Annotated in this window: 19 protein-coding genes and 1 pseudogene; 4 read left to right on the forward strand and 16 right to left on the reverse strand. The window is 76.1% G+C overall.

Going from position 1 to position 20,813, the window contains the following annotated elements; genetic code table 11:
* Both AB0L40_RS07970 and AB0L40_RS07975 read right to left on the reverse strand, forming a co-directional pair.
* A pseudogene (locus AB0L40_RS07970) lies at nucleotides 1–243 on the reverse strand (ABC transporter permease); the annotation flags it as partial.
* Nucleotides 240–1,283: a methionine ABC transporter ATP-binding protein gene (locus tag AB0L40_RS07975; RefSeq protein ID WP_364351793.1), complete on the reverse strand. Its 1,044-nt coding sequence runs from the start codon at nucleotides 1,281–1,283 to the stop codon at nucleotides 240–242. The gene AB0L40_RS07975 and the pseudogene AB0L40_RS07970, both read right to left, overlap by 4 nt.
* 182 nt (nucleotides 1,284–1,465) lie before the next feature.
* On the opposite strand from AB0L40_RS07975, the gene AB0L40_RS07980 reads away from it, so the two are divergent.
* A complete protein-coding gene (locus AB0L40_RS07980) occupies nucleotides 1,466–2,041 on the forward strand; it encodes an XRE family transcriptional regulator (protein ID WP_364351796.1) in 576 nt (191 codons plus the stop codon).
* Nucleotides 2,038–3,267 carry an acyl-CoA dehydrogenase family protein gene (locus AB0L40_RS07985; protein WP_364351799.1) on the forward strand — a complete coding sequence of 410 codons (1,230 nt, stop codon included), beginning with the start codon at nucleotides 2,038–2,040 and terminating at the stop codon, nucleotides 3,265–3,267. Before AB0L40_RS07980 ends, AB0L40_RS07985 begins: the two co-directional genes overlap by 4 nt.
* A 74-nt stretch (nucleotides 3,268–3,341) precedes the next feature.
* Here the strand turns inward: AB0L40_RS07985 and AB0L40_RS07990 are convergent, their stop codons facing one another.
* The 8 genes from AB0L40_RS07990 to AB0L40_RS08025 form a co-directional block, all read right to left on the reverse strand.
* Nucleotides 3,342–4,460, reverse strand: coding sequence for an aminotransferase class V-fold PLP-dependent enzyme (locus AB0L40_RS07990; RefSeq protein ID WP_364351802.1), 1,119 nt, complete (start codon nucleotides 4,458–4,460; stop codon nucleotides 3,342–3,344).
* Nucleotides 4,439–7,222 carry an acetate--CoA ligase family protein gene (locus AB0L40_RS07995; protein WP_364351805.1) on the reverse strand — a complete coding sequence of 928 codons (2,784 nt, stop codon included), beginning with the start codon at nucleotides 7,220–7,222 and terminating at the stop codon, nucleotides 4,439–4,441. The genes AB0L40_RS07990 and AB0L40_RS07995 overlap by 22 nt, the downstream gene beginning before the upstream one ends.
* 17 nt (nucleotides 7,223–7,239) lie before the next feature.
* The gene (locus AB0L40_RS08000; protein ID WP_364351808.1) at nucleotides 7,240–8,430 is read right to left on the reverse strand and encodes a M24 family metallopeptidase; all 1,191 of its coding nucleotides are present in this window, start codon (nucleotides 8,428–8,430) and stop codon (nucleotides 7,240–7,242) included.
* Between the two features lie 23 nt (nucleotides 8,431–8,453).
* Complete coding sequence (locus AB0L40_RS08005) at nucleotides 8,454–10,070, reverse strand: ABC transporter substrate-binding protein (RefSeq protein WP_364351811.1); 1,617 nt, start codon at nucleotides 10,068–10,070, stop codon at nucleotides 8,454–8,456.
* A gap of 1 nt (nucleotide 10,071) precedes the next feature.
* Complete coding sequence (locus tag AB0L40_RS08010; protein WP_364351814.1) at nucleotides 10,072–11,787, reverse strand: ABC transporter ATP-binding protein; 1,716 nt, start codon at nucleotides 11,785–11,787, stop codon at nucleotides 10,072–10,074.
* Nucleotides 11,784–12,629: an ABC transporter permease gene (locus AB0L40_RS08015; RefSeq protein WP_364351817.1), complete on the reverse strand. Its 846-nt coding sequence runs from the start codon at nucleotides 12,627–12,629 to the stop codon at nucleotides 11,784–11,786. Before AB0L40_RS08015 ends, AB0L40_RS08010 begins: the two co-directional genes overlap by 4 nt.
* Nucleotides 12,626–13,612 (reverse strand): ABC transporter permease, encoded by a 987-nt coding sequence (locus tag AB0L40_RS08020; RefSeq protein ID WP_364351820.1) that lies wholly within the window; start codon nucleotides 13,610–13,612, stop codon nucleotides 12,626–12,628. The genes AB0L40_RS08015 and AB0L40_RS08020 overlap by 4 nt, the downstream gene beginning before the upstream one ends.
* 166 nt (nucleotides 13,613–13,778) lie before the next feature.
* Entirely contained in the window at nucleotides 13,779–14,369 is a 591-nt protein-coding gene (locus AB0L40_RS08025; RefSeq protein ID WP_364351822.1) for an XRE family transcriptional regulator, read from the reverse strand.
* An 89-nt stretch (nucleotides 14,370–14,458) separates the two neighbouring features.
* Here AB0L40_RS08025 and AB0L40_RS08030 point away from each other — a divergent pair, with 89 nt between their 5' ends.
* Together AB0L40_RS08030 and AB0L40_RS08035 are read left to right on the forward strand one after the other, a co-directional pair.
* Nucleotides 14,459–15,205, forward strand: coding sequence for a hypothetical protein (locus AB0L40_RS08030; RefSeq protein WP_364351825.1), 747 nt, complete (start codon nucleotides 14,459–14,461; stop codon nucleotides 15,203–15,205).
* A gap of 59 nt (nucleotides 15,206–15,264) precedes the next feature.
* The gene (locus AB0L40_RS08035; RefSeq protein WP_364351828.1) at nucleotides 15,265–16,509 is read left to right on the forward strand and encodes a hypothetical protein; all 1,245 of its coding nucleotides are present in this window, start codon (nucleotides 15,265–15,267) and stop codon (nucleotides 16,507–16,509) included.
* Between the two features lie 53 nt (nucleotides 16,510–16,562).
* Here the strand turns inward: AB0L40_RS08035 and AB0L40_RS08040 are convergent, their stop codons facing one another.
* The 6 genes from AB0L40_RS08040 to AB0L40_RS08065 are packed head-to-tail and all read right to left on the reverse strand — an operon-like array spanning nucleotide 16,563 to nucleotide 20,811.
* Nucleotides 16,563–17,354 (reverse strand): maleate cis-trans isomerase, encoded by a 792-nt coding sequence (locus tag AB0L40_RS08040; protein ID WP_364351831.1) that lies wholly within the window; start codon nucleotides 17,352–17,354, stop codon nucleotides 16,563–16,565.
* A complete protein-coding gene (locus tag AB0L40_RS08045; protein ID WP_364351834.1) occupies nucleotides 17,351–17,848 on the reverse strand; it encodes a nucleoside deaminase in 498 nt (165 codons plus the stop codon). Before AB0L40_RS08045 ends, AB0L40_RS08040 begins: the two co-directional genes overlap by 4 nt.
* Before the next feature lie 31 nt (nucleotides 17,849–17,879).
* Nucleotides 17,880–18,527: a DsbA family protein gene (locus AB0L40_RS08050; protein ID WP_364351837.1), complete on the reverse strand. Its 648-nt coding sequence runs from the start codon at nucleotides 18,525–18,527 to the stop codon at nucleotides 17,880–17,882.
* Nucleotides 18,524–19,192, reverse strand: coding sequence for a transglutaminase-like domain-containing protein (locus AB0L40_RS08055; RefSeq protein WP_364351840.1), 669 nt, complete (start codon nucleotides 19,190–19,192; stop codon nucleotides 18,524–18,526). The genes AB0L40_RS08050 and AB0L40_RS08055 overlap by 4 nt, the downstream gene beginning before the upstream one ends.
* On the reverse strand, nucleotides 19,189–20,424 hold the full coding sequence (locus tag AB0L40_RS08060) for an acyl-CoA dehydrogenase family protein (RefSeq protein WP_364351843.1): 1,236 nt from the start codon (nucleotides 20,422–20,424) through the stop codon (nucleotides 19,189–19,191). Before AB0L40_RS08060 ends, AB0L40_RS08055 begins: the two co-directional genes overlap by 4 nt.
* Nucleotides 20,425–20,436: 12 nt before the next feature.
* Nucleotides 20,437–20,811: an ectoine synthase gene (locus AB0L40_RS08065; protein WP_364351846.1), complete on the reverse strand. Its 375-nt coding sequence runs from the start codon at nucleotides 20,809–20,811 to the stop codon at nucleotides 20,437–20,439.
* Between the last annotated feature and the right edge of the window lie 2 nt (nucleotides 20,812–20,813).

Raw genomic sequence — 20,813 nt, forward strand, 5'->3', positions numbered from 1 at the left:
GAGGAAGGGCAGCGAGCGCCCGAGGTTGAGGACCGCCCCCAGGGCGCGGTGCACGGGCGGGTTCGGGGCGAGCCCGTCCGGCCCGGTGTTGTGCACCAGGACGGCGGCCGGCAGCCCGAGGAGCACCACGACGAGCATCACGGTGCCGACCATCACGGCGGTCTGTCCGTAGGCGGGCAGCAGCAGGTCGGGCAGCTCGCCCCAGGGCGTCGCGACGGCGGTGACGAGCGGCGCGGCGCTCACGGCGCCACCGCCTTCGTCGCCGACCGCCGCGCGTCGCCCGACCCCGCGGCAGCGGGCGGCGGGGACTCGATCTCGGCGACGAGGCCCCAGTCCAGGAGCCGCGCGGTGACGACCTCGGGGTCGTCGACGGTGAGGCTCACGAGGGCCTCGCCCGTCCGGACGCCCTGCACGGTCTGGACCGTCGCGCCGAGCAGCGACACCGGGCCGTCGACCAGATCGCCGAGCCGCTGCAGCCAGTCGTCCGGGACCGCGCCCGACCCGTACGAGACGCGCCACACCGTCTGCCCGGTCGGCGCGCGCTCCGCGGGCAGCGACGGCAGCAGCGACCGGCCGAGCCGCGACGTCGGGGTCACGACCAGCCCGGCCACGCGGCCCTGCTCCTCGACGCGCCCCGCCGCCAGGCGGACGACCCCGTCGGCGATCCGGCGCACGACGTCCATCTCGTGGGTGATCAGCAGGACCGTGAGCCCGAGCTCCCTCCGGAGCTCGTCGAGCAGGTCCAGGATCGACGCGGTCGCGTCCGCGTCCAGGCCCGAGGTCGGCTCGTCGGCGACGAGCACCGACGGCCGGAGCGCCAGGGCGCGAGCGATCCCCACCCGTTGGCGCTCCCCGCCCGAGAGCTCGTGCGGCCGGTGGTGCGCGCGGTGCCCGAGCCCCACGCGCTCGAGCAGCTCGCCGACCCGACGGTCGCGGTCCGCCCGCGTCACGCGCAGGTAGTCGAGCGGCAGCGCGACGTTGTCGGCGGCCGTCCGTCGTCCGAGCAGGCTCGAGGCCTGGAAGACCGTCCCGATCGAGCGCCGGAGCTCACGGAGGCCGGCCCCCGACCGGCCGGTCAACGGACGCCCGTCGATCGAGACCGTGCCCGAGGTGGGTGGCGTGAGCGCGGTGACGCACGCGCCGAGCGTGCTCTTGCCGGACCCGCTCGGCCCGACGACCGCGACGATCTCGCCCCGCGCCACCGAGAGGTCGACGGCGTCGAGGGCGTCGACCGCGTGCGCACCTGCGCCGTAGCGCTTGCTCAGCCGCTCGACCTCGATCATCCCGCGACTCCGGCAGCGCGCTTCGTATTGCAGATCAGGTTTTCCATGAATCGACCGGGAACGTACAGAAGTTCCACCAGAATGACTAGCCCTTGATCTCAAAGTTCGGCCGGAACGCCTCTATGGCGACCTTTGTCTGCCGGTAAGTTCCATCAAAATGACCAGCGCGGTATGCTGACGTCATGGACGAGTCGACCGTCGTCAGCACCCTGGCCCGGGCGGTCCGCAGCGCCCGCGACGCCCGGGGGTGGACGCAGGACGAGCTGAGCCGTCGTGCCGGGGTGAGCAAGGGCGCACTGGTCGCCGTCGAGCACGGGACCACCAACCCGAACCTCTCGACGCTGTGCCGCCTCTCCGACGCGCTCGGCCTGCCCGTCTCCTCCTTGCTGGACACGCCCGCGGGCGACGTCGTCGAGGTCGTCGATGTCGCGACGCTCCCCGCCCTCTGGACCGGCCCGGCCGGCGGGACCGCGAACCTCGTCCTCAGCACCCGCGGCGCCGCGCCCGTCGAGCTCTGGCGGTGGCGGCTGCACCCCGGCGAGTCCTACGACACGGTGCCCTATCCCGAAGGCGTGGTCCGCACCGTGAGCGTGGTCGGCGGCACGTTCGTGCTCGTCGTCGACGGGACCCGGCACGAGCTGCACGAGGGGATGACGGCGACGTTCTCGGGGGCGTTGCCGCACGGCTACCGCGGGGGAGGGGACGGTCCGAGCACGATGCTCGCCACCACGCACCTGCCGGAAGGCGGCACCTGGTGAGCGCTGTCCCAGCAGGGTCCGGCGTCGCGGAGATCGCGGCCGATCTCCGCTCCGGCGGACCGGCGCTCCGTGAGCTGGTCCAGGCGATCGCCGCCGCGCGGGAGGATGACCGGGCCGACCCCGCCCCGGCGCTCGCCGTGGTGCGTGCGTCCCGGCTCGGGGCGCTCCGCGTGCCCCGCGCCCAGGGGGGCGGCGGGGCCACGCTCCGCGAGCTGCTCGCCGCGATCGTGGACGTCGCGGAGGTCGATCCCGACGTCGCGCACATCCTGCGCAACCACTTCGGCTTCGTCGAGGAGCGTCTGCTCGCGACCCGACCCGGGGCCCAGGATCCGTGGCTCCGGCGGGTCACCGACGGCGCGCTCTTCGGCATGGCCACCACGGAGGCCGGGCCGCGGCCCGTCGGCGACGACCGCGCGTACGCGACGTCGGTGACGACCGAGGGGGCGGTTCTGCGGCTCCGCGGGACGAAGCAGTTCGTGACCGGCGCGCGCTTCGCCGACCACGTCGCGGTCCTCGCGATGCGGGGCCCGCAGGAGATCGTTCACGCGGTCGTGCCGACCGACCGCGCTGGCGTCGAGCTGCGGGACGACTGGGACGGCATCGGGCAGCGACACACCGGCAGCGGGACCGCGGAGTTCCACGACGTGCGCCTCGCGCCCGACGAGGTCCTGCCGGGCTGGCGCCTGGACCTCGAGGCGCCGGCCACCTACGAGCCGACGCTGGCGCAGCTCTGGCTCCACGCCGTGATCGCGGGCATCCTCCGCGCCGTGGTCACCGACGCCGTCTCGCTGGTCCGGTCCCGCCCGCGGACCTTCAGCCACGCGCCGACGCCCGTCGCCGCCGACGATCCGCTGCTGCATCAGGTCGTCGGGGAGCTCTCTGCCACCCAGTACGCGACGCAGGCCCTGGTGCTCGCCGCCGCCGACGCCCTCGACGTCGCCGCAGCGAGCGGTGGCCTCGGGGGCCGCCCCGATCGCGAGGCGGTCCGCGACGCGGCCGCCGCCGCCGCGCGCGTGAAGATCCACGTCGACGAGACCGCGCTGCGTGCCGCGGGGCTCCTCTTCGAAGCCGGCGGCGCCTCCGCCACGAAGACCGAGCGCCGACTCGACCGCCACTGGCGGAACATCCGCACCCTGGTCTCGCACAACCCGTCGCGCTACAAGGCGCAGGCGCTCGGAGCCCTCCTCGTGTCGGGCCGCGCGCTGCCGACGAACGGCTACTTCTGACGCCGGTGACGACCACGCGTCGCCCGGGACCCTCGTCGCGCCGGGCAGCACCCCCGCCGCGCTGGCGCCGCCGCTCACCGGGCCGCCGCTCCGAGGGTCTCCACGAGCCGGTCCAGGTCGTCCTCGTCGTTCCACGCCCCGACCGAGGCGCGGACCAGGTCGGTGCCCGGCAGGCGCCGGACGTCGATCCCCCGGTCGGCGAGGCGGGCGACGGTGGCGGGCGGGTCGGCGTCGCGGAAGCTGACGAGCGTCGATGCGTCCCGGGCGGCGACGTCCCGGCCGGATTCCGCGAGCACGGCCGCGAAGCGGGCGGCGAGCGTGCTGCCGTCGGCGTGCACGGCGGGCCATCCGTGGTGCTCGAGGACCTGGATCGCCGCCGTCGCCTGCGCGATCGCCGCGGGCAGGGACGCCGACGCGTCGAACGCTCGGGCGTCGCCGAAGGGCACGGTGTCGAGGCCCGCGTCGGGGTGGTCGAGGTTGCGCCAGCCGACCCCGGTGGGCTCGAGCAGGTCCCGCCACGCCGGGTCGATCCAGAGCAGCCCGGTGCCGGCCGGGCCGCACAACCACTTCTGCCCGGGGGCGGCGTAGAAGGCGCACCCGAGGACCGCGGGGTCGACCGGCACCGCACCCGCCCCTTGCGCCCCGTCGAGCAGCACCGGGACACGCCCGCGGAGCTCGGCCAGCGCGGACGGCGCGGTCCGGCCGTCCCGCCACGCGACGTGCGAGCAGGCGACCAGGGTCGTCGCCGGCGTCACGGCCTCGTGGATGCGGTGCAGCGGGGCGGCGCGGACGCGCACCCCCCGTCGACGGAGGACCGCCAGCTGGCCGAGGAGGCCCGGGTGCTCGTCCTCCGCGGTCACGACCTCGGCGTCGCGTCCCCAGCGGAACGCCGACAGGACGCGCGCGAGCCCGTCGGTCGTCCCGGTGGTGAGCGCCACGTCGCGCGGCCGGACGTCCGGCCCCAGCGCGCGGGCGTAGGCCGAGCGGAGGTCCTCGCGCACCGCCTCCCAGCCGTCCTCGTCGCGCCCGAGTCGACCCCAGGTCGCCTCGTGGCAGAGGACGAGCTTCGCGGCGCGCGCGGCAGCTGCGGGGACGGGCCCGAACGACCCGGCGTTCAGGTAGACGGAGCGCGACAGGACCGGGAACTCCGCACGGAGACCGGTCGCCGTCGTCACCGCCGGACCGGCTCCCATGCGCCGCCCTCCGCCTTCCAGCCGGAGAAGCCCGGGTCGAGGTGGGCGACGTCGCGGTAGCCGAGCCGCTGCAGGGTGACGGCGGCCAAGGCGGAGCGCCAGCCGCCGGCGCAGTAGGCGACCACCGGACGCTCGGGGTCGAGCTCGGCGCGGTGGTACTCGGACGTGGGGTCGGCCCAGAACTCGAGCATCCCGCGGGGCACGTGGGTCGCGCCGGGGATGGCGCCCTCCTTCCAGCGCTCGCGGACGTCCCGGACGTCGATCAGGACGGGCCGGCGCTCCTCGAGCTCGCGACGGAGGTCGTCGGGAGACAGGCCCCGGACGGCCGCACGGGCCTCGCGGACGAGCGCGCCGACGGTGGTGGGCGGCAGCGGGGCGGGGTCCGCCGGAGGCAGCGCCGCTCGCCCCGCGGCGGCCGCGGCCGGCGCGGGCGAGACCCCGACCGCGGTGTCCGTCCGCGACGCCGGCGCGTGCGTGGCCGTGGCCGTGGCCGTGGCCGGACGCTCCCGGTCCGCCGCCTCCCGGTCCGCCGCGTCGCGCGGCCGCACGGCGTGCGCGTCGAGCGCCAACACGCCGGCCGGCAGGACGAGCAGCGGGTTGACCTCGAGCTCGTCCGGAGACCCCGGTCCGTCGAGTGCCGCGGAGAGCGCAGCCACCGCCCGGCCCGCGGCCGCGACGTCGAGCACCGGTCTGCCGCGGGCTCCGGCCAGCAGCGGGGCGATCCGCAAGGAGCGGACGAGCCGCTCGCCGCGGGCCGCGTCGACCGGAGCGAGGGCCACGGCGACGTCCTGGTGCAGCTCGGCGTGCAGGCCGCCCGCGCCGACGACGACCAGCGGCCCGAAGCTCGGATCGCGCCGGACGCCCACGAGCAGCTCGACCCCGTCGCGCAGCGGCGCCTGGGCCTCGACGGCGAGCTCGGCACCCGGCCGGTCGCCCAGGAGGCGCTCGGCGGCCGCCCGGACCGCGGCGGCCGAGGCGACGTCGAGGACGACCCCGCCGTCGTCGGACTTGTGGGCACGGCCGAGGACCTTCAGCACCACCGGGTACCCGAGGGCGTCGGCGGCCAGGACGGCGTCGTCGGGCGTCGACGCCGGGCGCGCCGCGGCGACCGGGATCCCGGCGGCCTCGACGACCCGGCGGTCGCGCCAGTACGCGGCACGGCCGGCCGGCGTCGTGGCGGGCCGCGGCCCGCCGATGGACGGCCGCGCGGCGGCCGGTCGAGCGCCGGCCGGCTCGTCGCCGAACGTCTCGGCGTCGGGCAGGTCGGCCGGCAGCACCCCGCGGGTCGCGACGTCCCCGGGCGCCTCCGCGCGGCCGGCGACCGCCGGCAGGCCGTGCACGTCCTCGCGGTCCCGCAGGAGCACTACGGCGTCGAGCGCCGTGCCGACGTCCTCGAAGACCGGGACGCCGCCGGCCCGGAGCACCTGGGCGCCGGGGGTGTCGCCGTACCACGTGTGCACCACGACCGGGACGCCCGTGTCCTCCGCCACGGTCGTGAGGGCCTCGGCCGCGGCGAGCTCGTCCGCGACGTACGCGACCGACTGCCGCTCGTAGCCGCCGAACATGCTCGTCAGGACGACGGCGTCGACCTCACCGGAGGCCGCCACGACCCGCACGGCGTCGGCGTAGTCGCTGAGCTCGAAGTGGGAGCCGCCGGTGATGTCGACCGGGTTGCGGCGGGCGGAGGCGCCGGCGGTGGCGTCCGCGATCGCCCGCTCGAGGTCGTCGGAGAACCCGGGGACGTCGAGCCCGCGGGCGACGGCCGCGCCGGCCCCGAGCACCGCCTGTCCCCCGCCGTCGGCGATCACCCCGACCCGCGGGCCCCGCGGCGCCCGGCGGGCCCGGAGCGCCTCGACCGCCTCGATCAGCTGCGGCGGGGTCTCCACCTGGACGATCCCGACCGCGCGGCAGGCGGCGCGGCGCGCCACGTCGTCGGCCAGCAGGGAGCCGGTGTGCGACGCGACGGCCCTGCGCGTCGGGTCGCTCGAGGGCGGCGCGAGCAGGACGACGGGCTTGCCCGCCGCAATCGCCTCGGCGGCGGCCTCGAGGAAGGCACGGCCGTCGCGGAACTCCTCCACGTAGGCGGCGATGACCTTCGTCGCCGGGTCGTGGGTGAGCGCGCGGACGAGCTCCGCGGCGTCGACGTCGGCCTGGTTGCCGAACGAGAGCAGCCGCGAGAAGCCGACGTCGTGGCGCGGCCCGAGGCTCACGAGCTCGGTGATGATGCCGCCGCTCTGGGAGACCACCGCGAGCGAGCCGGTCTGCGGGTCGTCGAGCCAGGTCATCGCGTCGAGCTGCACCGCGCCGTTCCAGACCCCGTTGCAGTTGGGTCCGACGAGCAGCGCGCCGGCGGCGCGGACGCGGTCGGCGAGCGCCCGCTCGCGCGCTGCGCCCTCCGGCCCGCTCTCCCGGTAGCCGACGGTGATCACCACGATCGCCCGGGCGCCGGCGGCGAGCGCGTCCTCGACGGTCTGCTCGACGCTCGCGACGGGGACGACCACGACGACGAGGTCGGGGCGCTCCGGCAGGTCGGCGAGGCTGCGGTGGACCGGGTGCCCGAGGATCTCGCCGCCGCTGCGCGAGACGAGGTGGACCGTGCGCCGGTCGGTCCCGGTCAGGAGGTTGCGGGCGAGCAGGTGGCCCCACTTGGTGGGGGCGGCCGAGGCGCCGACGAGCGCGACGACCCGCGGATCGAACAGCGCGTCGAAGTCGCGTCCGCCGGCGGCGGCGGGGCGGGTGGGCGTGGGACTGGGGATGGTCATCGTGGGGGGTCCTCGGGTCAGAGGGCGACGAGCGCGGCGGGGTGGTGCGTCAGCCGCTCGGCGCCGTCGTCGGTGATCAGGTACATGTCCTCGAGCTGGTGGCCGCCGAGGCCGCGGACGTAGTAGGGGGTCTCGAAGCAGACGACCATCCCGGGCTCCAGCGGCCGCTCCTCGAACGGCCCCAGGAACGGCCCCTGCTCGTCGAGGCCGAGCCCGGCCGCGTGGCCGACGTGGCCGCGCGTGTAGGTCGGCAGACCCCCGCGCCGCACCGCGTCCTGGGCGACCCGGAAGACCTCGCGCATCGGCGTCCCGGGGCGGATCAGCGGGACCGCCGCCGCGTGGCCGGCGAGCAGCGCGTCGAAGATCCGGGCGGAGAGAGCGGGCACGCGGCCGACGGCGAAGGACCGGCCCGCGTCGCTGCCGTAGCCGTCGACCTCGACGCCGAAGTCCGCGAAGAGGACGTCCCCCGGCGCGATCGGCGTGGTGTCGGCCCGCCTGCTCGGAGCGACCTCCCCGCCCGTGGTGAAGTCGCCGCGGACCTCCGTCACCGCCGCGTCGCCGTGCGACGCGGCGGACCAGGCGGCGGCCGCGAACGCGGCGCGCAGGCGCAGCGGCGAGCGGCCCTCGACGCCGGCGGCGAGCGTCGCGCGCAGGGCGTCGTCGGCGAGCGCGGCCGCGTGGCGCAGGCGGGCGACCTCGACCGGGTGCTTGATCGCCCGGAGGTCGTGGAACGCCGCGACGGCGTCGACGAGCTCGGCCCGCGGCAGGACCGCGCGCAGGGCCTCGGCGTCCGCCAGCGCCAGCGCGTGCGTCGCCACGCCGATCCGCAGCGGTGCGCCGACGTCGACGCCGCTCGCCTCGAGCGCGTCCCGGACGAGCACGGCCGCAGCGGCCTCGTCGTGCTGCGCCGGCTTGGGTCGGACGGTCGTCGTGCCCGCCCGCAGGTCGTCGAGCTCGTCGACCTCGATCCAGACCGGCGACGCGAGCACCACCGCGACGTCGGACTCCGTCCGCGCCCGGCCGTGGTCCCAGGCCCCCACCACCAGGGCGCGGGAGGCACCGTCGGCCGCGAGCACCGCGACCGCCTGCCCCAGGCCCGCGGCGTACGGTCGGTGCCCCGTCAGGTGCTGGACGTCCTCGGGGGTCACGGCGAGCAGCGCATCGAGGCGACGCCGGCCGAGCGTCGCCCGGGCGCGCGCCGGATCCACGAACCCCCGTGACCCCCCGGCGCTCACGCCGCGAACCCCACGTCCTTGAACAGGTAGTTCCCCAGCGGCAGGCCGGTGCTGGCGGGCTTGAGGCCGACGAGCTTCGTGCTGTACGCGTCGACGACGTTGTAGAAGTACGGGATCAGCAGGCCGCCGCGGTCGTACTCGATCCGCTGCGCCTCGTGGAGCAGCTCGGTCCGGCGCCCGTCGTCCGCGATCCGCTTGGCCTGCGCGATCAGGCGGTTGAACTCCGGGTCGTCGAAGTGCGTCTCGTTGTACGGCGCCTTCGGCAGGTGGGTCGCCGCGACCTGCGCGAAGTAGGAGCGCGTCGTCCAGTACGTCTGGGCGAACGGCCAGCGCTTGTACTCGTCGCCGAAGAAGACGTCGGTGCCGACCTTGCGCAGCTTCACGCGCACACCGGCGTCGGAGGCCTGCTTCGCGAAGACCTGGGCCGCCTCGACGATGCCCGCGACCTGGGGCGCCGTCACGAGCTCGAACGTCTCGTCCCGGCGGCCCGCCTGCTTGAGCAGGGCCAGCGCCCGGTCGACGTCCTGCGTGCGCTGGGGCAGGGCCCGGTCGTAGGCGGGATCCAGCGGCGAGACGACGTCGTTGGCGACGCGGCCCTCGCCGGCCAGCGCCTGCGCGACGAGCTGCTCGCGGTCGGCGAGCAGCCGGAACGCCTGGCGCACGCGGACGTCGTCGAACGGGGGCGTGTCGACGCGGAGGGTGAAGGCGTGCCAGTTGCCGGTCTTGGCCCGCAGCACCGCGAACCCGGGCCGGCCGCGGATCGCCGCGCGCTGGGACGTCGGCAGGTCCGTGATGGCGTCGACCTGCCCACCGAGCAGCGCGTTCAGCCGCGCCGTCTCGTCCGGCAGGTCGACGATCACGAGCTCGTCGACGTAGGGCTTCGGGGCCTCGCGGTAGTCGTCGTAGCGCACGAACACGCTCTGGCGGCCGGGCTCGAAGGAGCGGAACCGGAAGGGGCCCGTCCCGATCGGGTGCTTCGGGTCGTAGTCCTTCGGCACGATCGCGACGGTCGAGCGCGCGAGGTCGTCGAGGAGGTTCGCGTTGGGCTCGCGCAGCGTCAGGCGGACGGTGCGGTCGTCGACGACGCGGATACGTCGGGGGTCGACGCTGCTCAGGGCGGTCGCGGCGCTCTTCGGGTCCTTGGGATCGAGGATCCGCTGCAGGGACGAGACGACCTCGTCGCTGGTGACCGGACGGCCGTCGTGGAAGGTCAGGCCGTCCTTCAGCCGGATGGTCCAGACGTCGAGCTTCCCCCGCTCCGGGGCGATCTCCTCGGCCAGGACGTGCTGGATCCGGAAGTCGCGGTCCCGGATCGCCAGCGGCTCGTGCAGGTTGTTCGAGCGCATGGCGTCCACGAGCGACGCGTCGGAGCGGTGGGCGTCGAGCGAGTCCTGCGGCCCGCCGCCGGCGACGCCGATGCGCAATCGCCCGCCGCGTCGCGGGACCACGGGGCCGGTCGAGGCGGCGGCGGATGATCCCGGCTCGTCGGAGCCGCAGGCGCTGAGGATGCCGCCGGCGCCGAGCAGGATGCCGCCGGCGAGGGCACCGCGGACGACGCTCCGGCGCGTCAGGCGGCGGCCGTCGGGGGCGGAGGATGGGAGGAGGTCGGTCATGTTAGCCGTTCGGTTGGAGGGGAGCGAGGAGGGAAGACGGGGGCGGGACGGCCGGGCCGCGGTCGAGTCGGGGGCTGTCGGCGACGAGCCGCCGGGCGTCCTCGGTGGCGGGCGCGGTGAACACGTCCTCCGTCGCGGCGGTCTCGATCGCACGCCCGTGGCGCACGATCAGGACGCGGTCGGCGACGGAGCGCACGACCGCGAGGTCGTGGGTGATGAAGAGGACCGCGAGGCGGCGCTCGCGGCGGAGCTCGTCGAGCAGCCCGAGGACGGACGCCTGGACGGAGACGTCGAGCGCCGAGGTGATCTCGTCGCACACGAGCACGTCGGGATCCGCGGCGAGCGCCCGCGCGATCGCGACGCGCTGCCGCTCGCCGCCCGACAGCTCCTCCGGCAGGCGCTCCGCGACGCCGGCGGGCAGCTCGACCCGCGCGAGGAGGTCCGCCGTCCGCGCCGCGCGCCGCCGACGGGGCTCGTCCGAGAACAGGACCAGGCCGCGGTCGACCGTGTCGCCGATCGTGCGCCGCGGGTTGAGCGACGCGTAGGGGTTCTGGAACACGTACTGGACGCGGCCCCGGTGCTCCCGCGAGCGGTCCCGGGCGAGCGGCGCGAGCGGCACCCCGTCGAGGGTCACCGTGCCGGCGGCCGGACGGTGGAGCCCGGCGATGCAGCGGGCCAGGGTCGTCTTGCCGCTGCCCGACTCGCCGACGATCGCCAGGCACTCGTCGCGCCGGACGTGGAGCGCGACGTCGTCGACGACCGTCGCTCGACCGTGGACGGCGACGAGCCCGGTCACCGCGAGCACCGCGCCGCTCGGTTCCGGGGCGGGCGGTTCCGGCGCGGACGGCGCCGGGGCGGGAGACGCCTCGGCGGGACCGCGCGTCCCTCGCGAGCGCGGACGCCCGACGCTCCGGTGCGCGTCGAGCAGGGCCCGCACGTACGCGTGCTCCGGCTCATGGAGCACGGATGCGACGGGGCCCCGCTCGACGATGCGGCCCTCGCGCAGCACCGCGACGGTGCCCGCGATCTGCGCGACGACCGCCAGGTCGTGGCTGACGTAGAGCGCGGCGAGGCCGTGGGTGCGGCAGAGCTCGCGGATCGTCGCCAGCACGTGGGCCTGCGTCGTGACGTCGAGGCCGGTGGTCGGCTCGTCGAACGCGACGACCGCCGGACGGCAGGCGACGGCGATCGCGATGGCGACCCGCTGCTGCTGGCCCCCGGAGAGCTGGTGCGGGAAGCGCCGCAGGAACGCCCGGTCGTGCGGGAGGGCGACGTCGGCGAGCGTCGTGCGGGCCCGCTCCCGGCGCTCGTCCCGGGGGGCGTCCAGGTGGGCGGCGATGACCTGGTCCAGCTGCGTCCCGATCCGCAGCGCGGGGTTCAGCGACGACGCCGGGTCCTGGGGGACGTAGGAGACCGCGCGGCCCCGCACCGCGCGCAGCTCGCGCGGCGGCAGGGCGAGGACGTCGCGACCGCCGACGAGGGCGCTGCCCGCCACGACGCGCGCGCCGCGCCGGACGTGCCCGAGCAGCGCCAGCGCGGTCGTGGTCTTGCCCGACCCGGACTCGCCGACCAGCGCGAGCACCTCGCCCGGCCGGATCGCGAGCGAGACGTCGTCGACGACGGGGCGGTCGGTGCCGGGCTGCGCGATCGTCAGCCCGCGGATCTCGGCGGCCGGGACGGCGGGGACGGCGGGGACGGCGGGGTCACGGGTCCTCATGCGCGGCCCGCCCGGTCGAGGCCGGCCGCGGCCCGCGAGAGCCCGTCGGTCACGAGGTTGACGCCGACGGTCAGCACGCCCACCGCGACCACGGGCAGCACGACCGACCACGGCTGCGCGGTGATCGCCAGCCGGTTCTCGTTGATCATGAGCCCCCAGTCCGACGCCGGCGGCTGCAGGCCGAAGCCCAGGAAGCCGACGGAGGCGACGAGCGCGATCGACACCGTCAGACGCAGGCCGAACTCGACCAGGAGCGCGTCCGCCGCGCTGGGCAGGACCTCGTGCGTCGCGATCCGCAGCGACGACTCGCCGGCGGCCTCCGCGGCCCGGACGAAGTCCCGCTGCGCGATCTCGAGCGCCGTTCCGCGGGCCACGCGGGCCACGCGCGGCGCGTTGGCCAGGGCGACGAGCAGGACGATCAGCCAGAGCTGCGGCCCCAGGGCCGCGACGCCCAGCAGGACGAGCACCACCTGGGGGATCGCCAGCAGGACGTCGGCGGTCCGCATCACCAGCTCGTCGATCCAGCCGCCGCGGATCGCCGCCGCGATGCCCGCCGCCGCGCCCGCGCCGACGCCCGCGACGGTGGCCAGGACCGACATCGCGAGGATCGCCCGGCCACCGGAGAGGAAGCGGCTGAGGACGTCGCGACCCAGGACGTCGGCGCCCAGCGCCGCGCCCGACGCCGGACCGCTGCTGGGCGGGGCGACGAACGCGTCCGGGTCGTGCGGCGCGACGAGCGGCCCGACGACGGCGACGAGGACGACCAGCACGACGAGCGCCAGGCCCAGCCTGACCCGGCCCAGCCGCGCCGCGGCGGCGAGGGTCCGCCCCCTCCCGCTCATCGGGCCGCCGCCGTCCGCAGTCGCGGGGTCGCGAGCGTCGTGGCGACGTCGGCGAGCAGGTTGACCGCGACGTAGACGGCGCCGGTGCCCAGCGCGATCGCCTGGACGACCTGCACGTCGCGGTTGCGCACCGCCTCCACCAGCGCCGCGCCGATCCCCGGGAACGAGAAGACGAACTCGACGACCACGACGCCGCCGCTCAGCCAGGCGAACTGCAGCGCGACGACCTGGATCACCGCCGGGAGGGCGTTCGGGAACGCGTGCCCCCAGATCACCTGCCGCTCGGGGAGCCCGTTGAGCCGGGCGAGCCGGACGTGGTCCCGCTCGAGGACGTCGACCATCGCCGCGCGGGTCGCCCGCCCGATGTAGGCGAACGTCGTCAGCACGAGCGTCGCCGCGGGGAGCACGACGACGTCGAGGTGCGCCCACGCCGAGTCGCCGGGTGGCAGGAGCGAGACCGCGGGGAGGACGTGCAGGACCTGCGTCGCGAAGACGAGGACGAGCAGGATGCCGACGACGAACTCCGGCAGGGCGTGGAAGACGAGCATCCCGACGCCCAGCACGTGGTCGACCGGACGATCGCGCCGCACCGCGCCGAGCACCCCGAGCCCGACCCCGAGCGGGACGGTCACCGCGGCGGCGAGCAGGACGAGGAGCACGCTGCTGGACAGCCGCGGTCCGAGCAGCTCGGTGACGGGCGATCCGGTCGCCGCCGACGTCCCGAGGTCGCCCCGGAGGACGCCGCCCAGCCACTGCAGGTAGCGGTGCACGATGCCGTCCTCGAGGTGGAGCTGGCGCCGGAGCGCCTCGAGGCGCCCGGGGGTCGCCTCCTTCCCGAGGATCGTCGTCGCGGCGTCGCCGGGCAGCAGCTCGACGGCGCCGAAGACGACCAGGGACACCAGCCACAGCGTCAGCAGGGCCAGCAGCGCGCGGCGACCGAGCAGCCCGGTCGCTCGACGGCGTACGCTGTCCGGGCCCCTCAACCCCCGATTGTTGATCCGATATTTGAAGATTGGACCATGGTGGCATACGATCGGCGTACACTCAAGCCGAATGATGACTTATCGAGCAACATCGGTCGCGGACGATGCCGAAGGGCCCCCCGAGGCGGCGTCGCAAGGAGCGGGCCGGGCGGGGTGGGCGTGCCCGTCAGTAGCGGGCGGGCGTCACGATCCACAGCGCGCGGGCGGGCACGGCGCCGTGGTTCTTCCACCGGTGGGGGAGCCGGCACGCGTAGGTGATCGCGTCCCCCTCCTCGAGGCGGTGCGCCAGGCCGTCGACCCACACCTCGAGCTCGCCCTCCAGGAGCAGGATGCACTCCTCGTCACCGGGGTGCGCGTAGGAGCCGCGCCCGGAGTCCGCCCCCGGGTCGATCGTGGTCTCGAGGATCTCCAGGCGCGTCGCGCCCGGCGGCGTCACGAACGTGTCTACGACGCCGCGGTGACGCACGGCCCGGCGGTCCGCCCGCCGGACGACCGGCCCGACCGACGCCGCGTCGAAGAGGCTCGCGACCGACTCGTCCATCGCCTGGACGACCCGCGTCAGCGTGGAGACCGTCGGGCTCACCTTTCCGTTCTCGAGGCGGCTGAGGTAGGCCGGGCTGACCTGCGCACGCTCGGCGACCGCCCGGGCCGACAGCCCGCGGGCCCGACGGAGCTCCCGGAGCCGACGGCCGACCGCGCCGTCGTCCTCGCCCGGCCCGCCGGCCGCCCCGGACGCGGGCTCGATCTCGCTGCTCATGGCCCGAGAGTGTATGAACGACCGCCGTCCGTTGTCACATCAGGCAACCATCGGCCCCCGGACGGACGCGCCCCGGGGAGCGTCCTCCGATGACGTGCCGGCGGCCCTCCCCCACCGCCGGCGCGCTCCGCGACGATCTGCGACTCCCCTCTGCCGTCGGCCTCGCCGTCGAGCGGCCGACCATCGCCACCGGCCCGCCGTCGGGCCGCCCCCGCGCCGCCGGCCCCGGCCGGGAGCACCCCGGGCTGGAGGGCCGCCGCCTCGCCCACGCCCGCGAACGCGCGGCCGGGCGGCGCTGCGCGGCCCGCGCGCTCGCGGCGACCGGGCTCCCGGCGCCCGGACCCCTCCCGCGGCGCGACGACGGCGCACCCGCCTGGCCCGCCGGCGCCGTCGGCAGCATCTCCCACACCCCCGGCCTCGTGGCGGCCGCGGCCGCGTCGGCGACGGCCCTGGGGGCGATCGGCCTGGACGTCGAGACCGGCATCCTGCCCGTCGCCGCGGCCGGGCTCGTGTGCGACGTGGACGAGCGCGACCGCTGGGCCTCCTGCGTCGGCGGCGGCGGCGCTCTCGGCGCGACCCTCGCGTTCAGCGCCCGGGAGAGCGTGTTCAAGGCGCTGTCCGCGGCCGGCATCGCGCTCGGAGCACCGCGTGCGACGACGATCCGGCCCACGGTCCGCGGCTTCCGCGTGCACCGGGCGGGAGATTCGCGGCCGTGCGACGCCGCGGGCCTGCTCGACGCCCTCGATGGCCGGTGGACGGTGCGGGACGGCGTCGTCGCGACCGCCGTCCTCCTCCTCGCCGCCGACGCGATCCCCGGCGCCGGGAGGGCCCGCTGATGCGGACCCTCGTGCGCGAGGAGTTCGGCTGGAGGGGGCACCTGGCGGCCGACTAGCTCGTGTACCGGCCCGCCCGCATCGCGGACGCGACCGACGGACCGATCGGCGACGCGGAGGGCGCGTGGCCCGCGCTGGTCTCCCCGTTCGACGTCTTCGCCCTCGTGCTCGCCCGGGGCGCCGAGGTCAACGACGGGTTCGCCGCCGCCCTTGTCCACACGCTCCTGCTCGCGCGGACAGGCGGGTACCACGCCCGCCTGCCGCGGGTCCCGGCCGACGTCCGCGGCCGGTTCGAACGCCTGACGCGGCCGTTCTGGGAGGCCCTGCCCGCGTTCGAGGAGGCCATGGACCTGCTCGCCGACGTCGGGGCGATCGAGTCGGGGATCGCCGGGATCGCCCTGGTCCGACCGCCGGCCCCGACGGTCCGTCAGCTGCGCGCCGCGGTCCTCGCCCAGGACTCGATCTCCTCCGCCTCGCTCGGCGGCACCCGGATCCAGCGGCTCGTGACCGACGCCCGGATCCGCCTGGTCGACCACGGTCCCGGGGCGCGGGCGTGGGAGGCGCTGATCGCCACCGATCGGTTGCGGATCGCGTTCCGGGCCCGGGAACGCGACCCGGACCCGATCTTCAGCACCCCGCCGGGCGCGCTGGCGGCGCCGCTGCCCCCGATGGGCGACCGGCCGGCGTCCGTCGCCCACCGCGGCGGGGTACCGGCCAGCGCGCTGCCCGCCGGAGACCGCCCCGGGGAGCCCATGTACCTGGGGGAGCACGAGATCGCCGCGCTGCTGTTGCGGGGCGCTCCCTACAACCGGCGGACGCTTCGCCGGGTCCTGCGCGCGACCCGGGTGTGGCTCGAGCTCGCCGGCGACCGCGAGGGCACGACCGGGCCCGTCGAGCGCACGATCACCGGCCTCGCCCGGGACGTCGCGGAGGTGCTCGAGCTCGACCCGTCGGCGGACAACCGCAAGACGATCCTCGCGGCCGTCGACGAGCTGATCGCGATCGGGGCGCTGTCCCGCCGCCTCGACCGCCGCGGGGCGCGTCAGCTCGTCCTGCACCGGCCGCCCGGTCCGCCCCACCGCTACAGCGAGGGGCTCGCCGACGCCGCGGCCCGCTGGCGGCTCGAGGCCGCCGGCGAGCCGTGCCCCACCATCGACGCCCTCGCGGTGGACGGGCGGGCGTTCCGTGAGCGCCACGTGCGCGATCGGTGGTTCGCCGCCCTCGCGGCCCGGTCGATCGTGGTCGAGGTGACCGACCTGCGGTCCGGCTCCGTCGGGGCGTCGCGCGTGGCGGCCCGGGCCGCGTGAGCCGGCGGCGGGCGGCCGACCGCCGACCGGCGGCCGCCGGCCGCCGGCCACGGTCAGACGGGGACGCGCTCCCCGGCGAGCAGGCGGCCGAAGCCCCGGATCGGCCCGATGCCGTCCACCCCGCGCAGCGCCCGCCAGAGCAGCACCTGGTTGGCGGTGACCACCGGGACGCCCAGGCGCTCCTCCAGGTCGGCGATCGCCCCGGCCGCCCGGAACCCGTTGCCTGCGATGAAGACGCCGTCGGCGTCGCCCGCGAGCTCCGCGACCGCGTCCACCACGTCCGCGACGTCGGCCACGCCGATCGCCGACTGGTCGCTCGGCAGCGGCGCCGGGCCGTGGTGGGTGACGTCGAAGCCGTGCGTCCCGAAGTAGCGGGCGCCCAATGCATCGAGCTCCTCGTCGAACCACGGCGGGTGCACGAGGGCGAGGCGCTGCACGTCCAGCGCGCGCAGGGCGTCGGACGCTGCCGATCCGCCGGAGATCAGCGGGATCCCCCGGCTGCGCCGCTCGAGCCTCCGGAGCAGCTCCCCTTCCCCCTCGCGCCCCAGCTTGTACGCCGAGCTCGTGAACCCGAGGGCGATGACGTCGAGCGGTGCGTCGGCCAGCAGCTCCACCGCGTCGTCGATCAGCGGCGGCTCAACGAACGCCAGGACCGGGTCGTGCGGGATCTTCGGGTCCATCACGCCCCCGGCGCGCATCGCAGAGAAGTGGACGCGGCCGGCGTGCACCGTGACCTCGGGCGGCGCCATGGCCTGCAGCTCCGCCTCCGGACCGACGTCGGCGTGGGGGACGATGACCCCCAGGCGGAAGCGCGCGCTCCAGCCGTCGTGGCGCTCCGCGGTCATCGCCGCACCTCCAGCCAGCGCTCGAACGGTCGCAGCGCACCGGCGACGTCGACCTGGCGTGCGGGCGGTCGCCACCAGCCCTCGGGCGGCGTCTGGAACACGCGGTACGAGCTGCGGTAGTCGAAGCCGTGCGCCGCCGCCGCGTGACGATCGGCGGCGAAGACGATCCGCCCGACCCCGAAGTGCCGGGCCGCGAGGTAGCAGAGCCCGCACGGCTCGCCGGACGCGACCAGCACGCAGTCGAGGAGGGCCCGCCGCCCGCCGCGCCGGGCGGCGTCGCGCATCGCGACGACCTCGGCGTGCGCCAGGGCGTCGTGGTCCGCGATCACGCGGTTGACCCCGGAGCCGAGGATCCGGCCCTCCGCGTCGACGACGATCGCGGCGAACGGGATGCCGCCGTCCTCGACGCACTCGAGCGACCGTTGCACGACCCGTTCCAGGGCGTCGCCCAGCACCGCGTCGCGCTGCTGGTGCGTACCGGACGCGGAGCTCATCCGGACCTCCGGGAGATCGAGGCCATGAGGATCACTGCTTTCGTCGTGGTGTCGGGGGAAGGGACTCGGCGGCGACCGGGTCCGGGGTCGCGAGGGCGCGGCTGACGAGGCGGGCCAGGTGCTCGCGGTCCGGCGCGCCCTCGATGCGCTGCCCGCCCACCTCCACCGTCGGCACCGCACGAACGCCCCGCCGATCGGCGTCGGCGAGCGCGCGCTCGTGGGCCCCGCGGTGGCGACCGTCGGCGAGCGCCGATCCGAGCTCGTCGCCATCGAGGCCGATCCGCGTCGCGATGTCGGCCAGCACCGCGTGGTCGCCGATGTCGCGGTCCTCCTGGAAGAAGGCCCGCAGCACCGCCCTGGTCCACGCCGCGCCCCGGCCGTCGCGCTCGGCGTGGAAGAGGCCCGCGAACGCGCTGTCGGAGTACGGCTGCGGGGAGATCGTGGGCAGGCTGATCGGGATCCCGAGCCGCTCGGCCAGGGGCAAGACCGACCCGGCCCACACCGCCGGCAGGTACGGATCCTCCGGGCGGAGCGTCGGCGCGGGGCGTCGCCGCAGCTCGAAGGGGCGCAGCTCGACCGTGAGCCCGAACTCGTCGGCCACGGCGTCGATCGCCGGCGCGGCCAGCAGGCAGTACGGGCAGACGTAGTCGAACCAGACCGTGATCCGCGGGCGCGTCATCGGCGGAGGCCGGGGGCCGGCGCCGGCGCGGGGACGATCCCGTCCGCGGCGAACATCCCGGGGTGCCGGGCGCGCATCAGGCCGATCAGGTGGTCGTACTCGACGTCGTCGAACGCGCCGTGCTCGGTCACGAACTCCATCTCCGCACCGTCGCGGTACGGATGGACCTTGGCGTGCCCCGTCCCGTCGAACTCCAGGGGCGGGAGCCCGTAGAGCCGGCAGAGCAGGCCGTTGAAGACCGGGGTCACGTCGAGCCACCGGCCCTCCAGGTGGATCGACGCGAACCAGTGGACGAAGAGGTCGCCGCCGACGAGCGCCTGCAGCCGCGGCGACGACAGGTGGTTGCGCACCTCGCCGACGGCCACCCGGCTCGGGATCCCGAGCGCGCGGGCCGCGGCCGCGTAGAGGATCGACTTGTGGGCGCAGAAGCCCTCGCCGCGGGCGAGGATCGTGCTCGCCCGCAGGCCCTCGCGGGTCAGGCTCTGGCCGAAAACCTCGTACTGGAGGCCGTCGCGCACCGCGTAGTACAGCCGGACGGCGCGCTCGGTCGGGTCCCGGGCGTCGCCGGCGGCGTCTTGGGCAAAGGACTGGACGGCAGGGTGCTGCCAGTCGAGGAACTCGGTCGGGGCAAGCACCGGCGCAAGCGGGTCGGTCGTGGTGCTCACAGGGTCGCTCCGGCCGTGGGCAGGACCCCGAGCAGGGCGGCCAGCTTGTTGCGCTGGATCTCGGAGGTGCCCGAGTAGATCGTGCCCGCGACGGCGTCGCGGAGCCCGCGCTCGATGCCCGTCTCGACGAGGAAGCCGTCGCCGCCGAAGAGCTGCACCGCGGTCCGCGCGGTGGTGACGTTCGCCTCGCTGACCACGAGCTTCGTGGCCGCGATCTCGGCGGTCGCGTCCTCGCCGTTCGCCAGCCGCGCCGTGGTGTCCCGGACCCATTTGGCGGCGGTCTCGGTCTGGACGTGCAGGTCCGCGACGGCGTGCGACACGGCCTGGAACGCGCCGATCGGCTGCCCGAACTGCTCCCGTTCGGTGACGCGCGCGACGACCTGCTCCAGGCGCCGGCGCATGATCCCGACGTGGCCGGCGGCGATGAAGAGGATCTCGCGGGCCATCACGTGCCCGAGCAGCCAGGAGCCGGCGCCGGGCTGGCCGACGACGTGCGACTCGTGGACCCGGACGTCGCGGAGGCCGATCCGGCCGAGGGGGCACGTCCGCAGGCCGGCGGTCGCGAGCGCGGGGCCGACGGTCAGGCCCGGGGCCGTGCGCTCGACGAGGAAGGCGGTCAGGCCGCCGAACGCGTCGCCGTCTCCGGTGGCGGCGTAGACGACGAAGAGGTCGGCGGCCGGTCCGTTGGACACGAACGCCTTGTCGCCGTCCAGGACGAACGTCGCCCCGTCCCGCCGGGCGGTCGTCCGGAGGGCCGAGACGTCGGATCCGGCATGCGGCTCCGTGATCGCGTGGGCACCGACCGTCGTTCCCGCCGCGAGGCCCGCCCCGTACCGCTCGCGCAGGTCGGGCGTGCCAAACCGTGCGAGCGGGACGACCGCGCTCGCCAGCTGCGTGGAGGCCGCGAACCCGAGGCCGGCGTCCCCGGTCGCGTGCGCGACGGTCTCCAGGCCGGCCACGATCGCGGGGAGCGCCTCGTCCGAGCGTCGGCGGTCCGCCCGGAACGGCAGGCCGAACAGCCCGGTGGCGGAGATTCGCTCCCACCCGACCCGCGAGGGTTCGGCGGCGGCGTCCCGGGCGACGACGTCGTCGGGGAGGCCCCGGACCGCGTCGGCGAGCCGGGCGGACCAGCTGGCGGGGTCCGGGGGCGTCCCGGAGGTGGCCTCCCCAGTCGCGTCCGCGTCGGGGGTCATGGCCTGGGGCGGCACGACGGCCGTGGGGGATCCGGGCATGGGTCGGTCCTGTCAGTAGTGGGAGTAGCCCGCGCCCGAGAGCTGATGCCGCTCGAGCCCGGTCAGGGGTGGGTTGAAGACGCTGACCAGGGTCAGGTCCTCGTCACGGTCGGCCCGGAGGATGTGGGCGTCGTTCTGGTCGAGCGCGTAGAGCGTCCCGGGGGTGATCGGCCTGATGGTGCCGTCCGGGGTCTCGACCTCTCCGCGGCCCGCGATGCAGTAGCACGCCTCCAGGTGGCGGCGGTACTGCAACCGTGATTCCGTGCCGGCACGGACGACCGTGTGGGCGACGGTGAATCCCATGTTGTCGGCGTCGGTGAGGAGACGGACGCTCTGTCCGTTCCCCCAGTCGACTCCGTCGAGGTCGTCGCGGCTTCGAATCAGCATCG

Source organism: Patulibacter sp. NPDC049589, from assembly GCF_040675535.1.
In the GTDB taxonomy this organism is placed as follows: Bacteria; Actinomycetota; Thermoleophilia; order Solirubrobacterales; family Solirubrobacteraceae; genus Patulibacter.

Bases quoted from the DNA above. Each gene is read 5' to 3' on its own strand.
- AB0L40_RS07975 (WP_364351793.1), bottom strand. From the start codon at position 1,283: ATGATCGAGGTCGAGCGGCTGAGCAAGCGCTACGGCGCAGGTGCGCAC.
- AB0L40_RS07980 (WP_364351796.1), top strand. From the start codon at position 1,466: ATGGACGAGTCGACCGTCGTCAGCACCCTGGCCCGGGCGGTCCGCAGC.
- AB0L40_RS07990 (WP_364351802.1), bottom strand. From the start codon at position 4,460: ATGGGAGCCGGTCCGGCGGTGACGACGGCGACCGGTCTCCGTGCGGAG.
- AB0L40_RS07995 (WP_364351805.1), bottom strand. From the start codon at position 7,222: ATGACCATCCCCAGTCCCACGCCCACCCGCCCCGCCGCCGCCGGCGGA.
- AB0L40_RS08005 (WP_364351811.1), bottom strand. From the start codon at position 10,070: ATGACCGACCTCCTCCCATCCTCCGCCCCCGACGGCCGCCGCCTGACG.
- AB0L40_RS08010 (WP_364351814.1), bottom strand. From the start codon at position 11,787: ATGAGGACCCGTGACCCCGCCGTCCCCGCCGTCCCCGCCGTCCCGGCC.
- AB0L40_RS08015 (WP_364351817.1), bottom strand. From the start codon at position 12,629: ATGAGCGGGAGGGGGCGGACCCTCGCCGCCGCGGCGCGGCTGGGCCGG.
- AB0L40_RS08025 (WP_364351822.1), bottom strand. From the start codon at position 14,369: ATGAGCAGCGAGATCGAGCCCGCGTCCGGGGCGGCCGGCGGGCCGGGC.
- AB0L40_RS08030 (WP_364351825.1), top strand. From the start codon at position 14,459: ATGACGTGCCGGCGGCCCTCCCCCACCGCCGGCGCGCTCCGCGACGAT.
- AB0L40_RS08040 (WP_364351831.1), bottom strand. From the start codon at position 17,354: ATGACCGCGGAGCGCCACGACGGCTGGAGCGCGCGCTTCCGCCTGGGG.
- AB0L40_RS08045 (WP_364351834.1), bottom strand. From the start codon at position 17,848: ATGAGCTCCGCGTCCGGTACGCACCAGCAGCGCGACGCGGTGCTGGGC.
- AB0L40_RS08050 (WP_364351837.1), bottom strand. From the start codon at position 18,527: ATGACGCGCCCGCGGATCACGGTCTGGTTCGACTACGTCTGCCCGTAC.
- AB0L40_RS08060 (WP_364351843.1), bottom strand. From the start codon at position 20,424: ATGCCCGGATCCCCCACGGCCGTCGTGCCGCCCCAGGCCATGACCCCC.
- AB0L40_RS08065 (WP_364351846.1), bottom strand. From the start codon at position 20,811: ATGCTGATTCGAAGCCGCGACGACCTCGACGGAGTCGACTGGGGGAAC.